This window comes from Streptococcus pseudopneumoniae, from assembly GCF_001072375.1.
GTDB classification, from domain to species: domain Bacteria; phylum Bacillota; class Bacilli; order Lactobacillales; family Streptococcaceae; genus Streptococcus; species Streptococcus pseudopneumoniae_L.
In genome coordinates this window covers 1-5,199 of record NZ_JVKV01000024.1, presented here as the reverse complement: position 1 = coordinate 5,199, position 5,199 = coordinate 1, and the positions used below count along the sequence as shown (strand labels likewise).

The window sequence follows — 5,199 nt, the reverse complement described above, 5'->3', positions numbered from 1 at the left end:
GGTGAAGCTGACGTGGTTTGAATTTGATTTTCGAAGAGTATTAAATCGCAAACAAATCGTTTAGGTTCTCAGCCATAGTTGGGTGAGTAAAGATTTGTTTAGCCAAATCTGTGTATGGGATATGATGGTTCATAGCAAGAGTAATCAAATTGATAATTTCATGAGATTCTTGACCAAAGAGGGTCACACCCAAGATTTCCTTAGTTTCAGGGTTTACCACAGCTTTGAAGGCACCACGCAAATCGCCATTAACATGACCACGAGGCATGCCAGCAACTGGAAGTTCCTTGACAGCAACTGGTCCACCTGCTGCTCTGGCTTGGTCTTCAGTAAGACCAACTTGTGCCAAAGGTGGGTTGAGGAACATAGCGGTTGGAACAGCTCCACGTGTTTCAAGATTATAGCTACCATCCCCTGTCAAGTAATTAAAGACAATACGGAAATCATCTAATGAAATATAAGTGAATTGAAGACCACCATTGACATCACCTACTGCAAAGACACCTGGAACGCTTGTTTCCAAATGCTTATTAACCTGGATACCACCACGCTCAGTCAAGGCAATATCGGTGTTTTCCAAGTGAAGAGGTTCAATATTAGGCTTGCGTCCTGTCGCATAAAGGAGTGCATCAAAACGGAAGTCTCCTTTATCAGTAACAACGACAACTTCATCACCGTCATTCTTAACTTCGGAAGTTTTAACACCTTGCTCAAAGACAATGCCGTCCTCTTCCATGTATTCCTTAGCCAACTTAGCAATAGATGGCTCCACACGTGGCAAGAAGCTAGTCGCTGCATCCAAGACAGTCACTTGGCTACCCAAACGGTTATAAAGGCCAGCAAATTCAAGACCGATATTACCACCACCTAAGACACCTAAACGTTTTGGCAAGGCTTCAAGGGTTTGAATACCAGTTGAATCGTAGACATGCTCAGTTGTTGTCAACCCAGGAATCGGCAAGACATTAGACACAGCACCTGTATTGATGACAATAGTTTCAGCCGTAAGCTCTTGGCGGTCATCACCAGCCACTACTTCGATGACCTTATTTGACACGAAATGTGCCTCTGCATCAATGACATCAACGCCATTGTCTGCCAACATTTTATAATTCTTAGCGTTAAGACGACCAGTCACCGCACCACGCTCTTTCATGGTATCGTCAAATGACCAGCCCTTTTCAGCTGCTACAATCATAGTCTTGGTTGGGATACAAGCAAAATTAATGCAAATACCACCATACATCGCTTTACTGCGCTCGATGACAGCAACTTTCTTACCAGCCGCATTCATCTTAGCAGCCAAAGTCTTACCGGCTTTACCAAATCCAATTACAATTAAATCGTATGTTAACATTTTTAAATCCTCCTATTTGATTTCATTCTAGCACAAGAAAAAAACTTTTGCACAAATCTGCTACGGGAAAAAATATTGGACTAAAATAGTCTAACGAAAGCTTTCGGGAATCAAGTTCAAAAAATAGAAAAATCGTTTACATGTTTTAATCAAGTGGTTAGACTATCTTTTGGCCCTCTCTTGTGTTATACTAGATAAGTTGCAAAAAAGCAGTACTTTTCTTTAGTGGAAAAGAAGCAACGCGGTCTTTCATAAAAGATATGAAAGTACGTCATGACAAGAAAAGTATAAACTAAGCGCTATAGGATGGCTTCGCACCATCTTTAGAAAGAAGAATAACGTGAAATTTAATGAATTTAATCTTTCTGCTGATTTATTGGCAGAAATTGAAAAAGCAGGATTTGTAGAAGCAAGTCCTATCCAAGAGCAAACCATTCCTTTGGCTCTTGAAGGAAAAGATGTTATCGGACAAGCCCAAACTGGTACAGGAAAAACTGCTGCCTTTGGTTTGCCAACACTTGAAAAAATCCGTACAGAAGAAGCAACTATTCAAGCTTTGGTGATTGCTCCAACTCGTGAACTAGCTGTGCAAAGTCAGGAAGAACTCTTCCGCTTTGGTCGTAGCAAGGGTGTCAAAGTCCGCTCAGTATATGGTGGATCAAGCATTGAAAAACAAATTAAGGCTCTTAAATCTGGTGCCCATATCGTGGTGGGAACACCGGGTCGTCTTTTGGACTTGATTAAACGCAAGGCCTTGAAATTACAAGATATTGAAACTCTTATCCTTGATGAAGCGGATGAAATGCTTAACATGGGCTTCCTTGAAGACATTGAAGCTATCATTTCTCGTGTCCCTGAAAGGCGTCAAACTTTGCTTTTCTCAGCAACTATGCCAGATGCCATCAAACGTATCGGTGTTCAGTTTATGAAAGAACCTGAGCATGTGAAGATTGCGGCTAAAGAGTTAACAACAGAATTGGTTGACCAGTACTATATCCGTGTCAAAGAACAAGAAAAATTCGACACCATGACTCGTCTCATGGACGTAGAGCAACCAGAACTGGCAATCGTATTTGGACGTACCAAACGTCGTGTAGATGAGTTGACTCGTGGTCTGAAAATCCGTGGTTTCCGTGCAGAAGGGATTCATGGAGATTTGGACCAAAACAAACGCCTTCGCGTCCTTCGTGACTTCAAAAACGGTAACCTTGATGTTTTAGTTGCGACAGACGTTGCAGCACGTGGTTTGGATATCTCAGGTGTGACTCATGTCTATAACTACGACATTCCACAAGATCCAGAGAGCTATGTTCACCGTATCGGTCGTACAGGTCGTGCTGGTAAGTCAGGTCAATCGATTACTTTCGTAGCACCAAATGAGATGGGTTATCTCCAAATCATCGAAAACTTGACTAAGAAACGCATGAAAGGTCTCAAACCTGCAAGTGCAGAAGAAGCCTTCCAAGCTAAGAAGCAAGTAGCTCTTAAGAAAATTGAACGTGATTTTGCTAATGAGGAGATTCGTAGCAACTTTGAGAAGTTTGGTAAGGATGCTCGTCAATTGGCTTCAGAATTCAGTCCAGAAGAATTGGCAATGTACATCCTTAGCTTGACGGTTCAGGATCCAGACAGTCTTCCAGAAGTTGAAATTGCGCGTGAAAAACCACTACCGTTTAAACCTTCAGGTAATGGCTTCGGTGGGAAAGGTAAGGGAGGTCGTCGTGGAGATGACCGCCGTGATCGTGACCGCCGTCGCGACAATCGTCGTGGTGAACGTCGAGATGATTTCAAAAAAGGCAGTCGCAAAAACGACCGCTTTGACAAGGAAAAACGTTACCGTAAAGACAACAAAAAACCTCGCACAACATCTAGCGAAAAGCAAACAGGCTTTGTTATTCGAAACAAGGGCGATAAATAATAAAAAAAGCGGTTCACTGAGGTGGATCGCTTTTATATATAAGGAGACCGAGAGTCACTAAATTACTAATACGAGATGTTGAATTTATATATTTGTTATCTTGTAATATTATGTTATCAAAAATTTAGGATCCTGTCAATAAGAAAATTTAAAAAAACTAGTAAAAATTTTCGAACAGTCATGAATTGCAATTCAATAAACAATTTTCAGATAATTATTGAAATAATGGTCAATTTATGATATAATGGGAGCGATTAAATACGAGGTGAAAAATGGCACATTTATTAGAAAAAACAAGAAAAATCACATCAATCTTAAAGCGTTCGGAGGAGAAATTACAAGATGATCTTCCATATAATGCCATCACACGCCAATTAGCGGATATTATTGATTGCAACGCTTGTATCCTAAATAGTAAGGGACGTCTTTTAGGATATTTTATGCGCTACAAGACTAATAATGATCGTGTAGAGCAATTTTTCCAATCAAAAATTTTTCCTGAGGACTATATTCAAGGTGCAAACATGATTTACGATACAGAAGCAAATCTGACTGTAGATCACGAATTAAGCATCTTTCCAGTTGAGAGTCGTGCAGATTTCGCAGAAGGTTTGACAACCATTGCTCCAATTCATGTCTCTGGGATTCGTTTGGGATCTTTGATTATCTGGCGTAATGATAAGAAATTTGAAGATGAGGATTTGATCCTTGTTGAGATTGCTAGCACGGTGGTTGGTATTCAGCTTTTGAACTTCCAACGTGAAGAAGATGAGAAAAATATTCGTCGTCGCACAGCAGTGACTATGGCGGTCAATACACTTTCATATTCTGAATTGCGTGCAGTATCTGCTATTTTAGCTGAATTAAATGGTAATGAAGGTCAGTTAACAGCTTCAGTCATTGCAGATCGTATCGGTATTACGCGTTCTGTGATTGTTAATGCCCTTCGAAAGCTTGAATCTGCAGGGATTATTGAAAGTCGTTCTCTTGGTATGAAAGGAACTTATCTCAAAGTTTTAATTCCAGATATTTTTGAAGAAGTGAAAAAGAGGGACTATTAATGGCTAAGGCACTTATTTCTATTGATTATACAGAAGATTTCGTTGCTGATCATGGAAAATTGACAGCTGGAGCACCGGCTCAAGCAATATCAGAGACGATCAATCATGTAACTAGATTAGCATTTGATCGTGGAGATTATATCTTTTTTACAATCGATGCACATGAAGATAATGATGTTTTTCATCCTGAAAGTAAACTATTCCCGCCACATAATATTATTGGGACTAGCGGGCGTAATCTCTATGGTAAGTTAGCTGAATTTTATCAGAAAGAGGCCCATGATAGTCGTGTTTTCTGGATGGATAAACGTCACTATTCGGCTTTTTCTGGAACAGATTTGGATATTCGTCTGAGAGAGCGACGTGTGGATACAGTCATCTTAACAGGTGTTCTCACAGATATTTGTGTATTGCATACGGCTATCGATGCCTATAACCTTGGGTATCAGATAGAAGTTGTCAAGCCAGCAGTCGCATCTATTTGGCCTGAAAACCACCAGTTTGCACTAGGACATTTTAAGAATACATTAGGAGCGAAACTCCTTGATGAAAATCTAGTTGAAATCAAAGAATAATGTATTTAAAAAAATGAAAAAATCTGAAAAAAGTGTTGACAAAGTTTATGAAAGTTGATATACTAGTAAAGTAATCGACGCGGGGATGGCGGAATTGGCAGACGCGCAGGACTAAGGATCCTGTGACCGCTTTAGGTCGTGAGGGTTCAAGTCCCTCTCTCCGCATAGGAAAAGAGTTAGCTTAGCTAGCTCTTTATTTTTTTATAAAAAAGAGGCTGGGACAAAAGTCCTAGCCTCTCAATTATCTTTGGATTGTCGAGCAAGACGCAGTGGTTGAGTGGGCTCTAC

4 protein-coding genes and 1 tRNA gene are annotated in these 5,199 nt (G+C 40.3%); 4 read left to right on the top strand and 1 reads right to left on the bottom strand.

Going from position 1 to position 5,199, the window contains the following annotated elements:
* Nucleotides 1-40: 40 nt before the first annotated feature.
* On the bottom strand, nucleotides 41-1,357 hold the full coding sequence (locus ADH31_RS01785; RefSeq protein WP_049503099.1) for an FAD-containing oxidoreductase: 1,317 nt from the start codon (nucleotides 1,355-1,357) through the stop codon (nucleotides 41-43).
* 340 nt (nucleotides 1,358-1,697) lie between these two features.
* Here ADH31_RS01785 and ADH31_RS01780 point away from each other — a divergent pair, with 340 nt between their 5' ends.
* The 4 genes from ADH31_RS01780 to ADH31_RS01765 all read left to right on the top strand — a co-directional run bounded on the left by ADH31_RS01780 (nucleotide 1,698) and on the right by ADH31_RS01765 (nucleotide 5,076).
* Complete coding sequence (locus tag ADH31_RS01780; RefSeq protein ID WP_049508609.1) at nucleotides 1,698-3,275, top strand: DEAD/DEAH box helicase; 1,578 nt, start codon at nucleotides 1,698-1,700, stop codon at nucleotides 3,273-3,275.
* Between the two features lie 272 nt (nucleotides 3,276-3,547).
* Entirely contained in the window at nucleotides 3,548-4,336 is a 789-nt protein-coding gene (codY, locus tag ADH31_RS01775; RefSeq protein WP_049508606.1) for a GTP-sensing pleiotropic transcriptional regulator CodY, read from the top strand.
* The gene (locus tag ADH31_RS01770) at nucleotides 4,336-4,911 is read left to right on the top strand and encodes a cysteine hydrolase family protein (RefSeq protein WP_049508603.1); all 576 of its coding nucleotides are present in this window, start codon (nucleotides 4,336-4,338) and stop codon (nucleotides 4,909-4,911) included. The genes codY and ADH31_RS01770 overlap by 1 nt, the downstream gene beginning before the upstream one ends.
* A gap of 79 nt (nucleotides 4,912-4,990) precedes the next feature.
* Nucleotides 4,991-5,076 (top strand) — tRNA-Leu (locus ADH31_RS01765).
* The last annotated feature ends 123 nt before the right edge of the window (nucleotides 5,077-5,199 follow it).

Excerpts from the sequence above, each read along its gene's own strand:
- ADH31_RS01785 (WP_049503099.1), bottom strand. The coding sequence starts at position 1,357 with ATGTTAACATACGATTTAATTGTAATTGGATTTGGTAAAGCCGGTAAG.
- codY (WP_049508606.1), top strand. The coding sequence starts at position 3,548 with ATGGCACATTTATTAGAAAAAACAAGAAAAATCACATCAATCTTAAAG.
- ADH31_RS01770 (WP_049508603.1), top strand. The coding sequence starts at position 4,336 with ATGGCTAAGGCACTTATTTCTATTGATTATACAGAAGATTTCGTTGCT.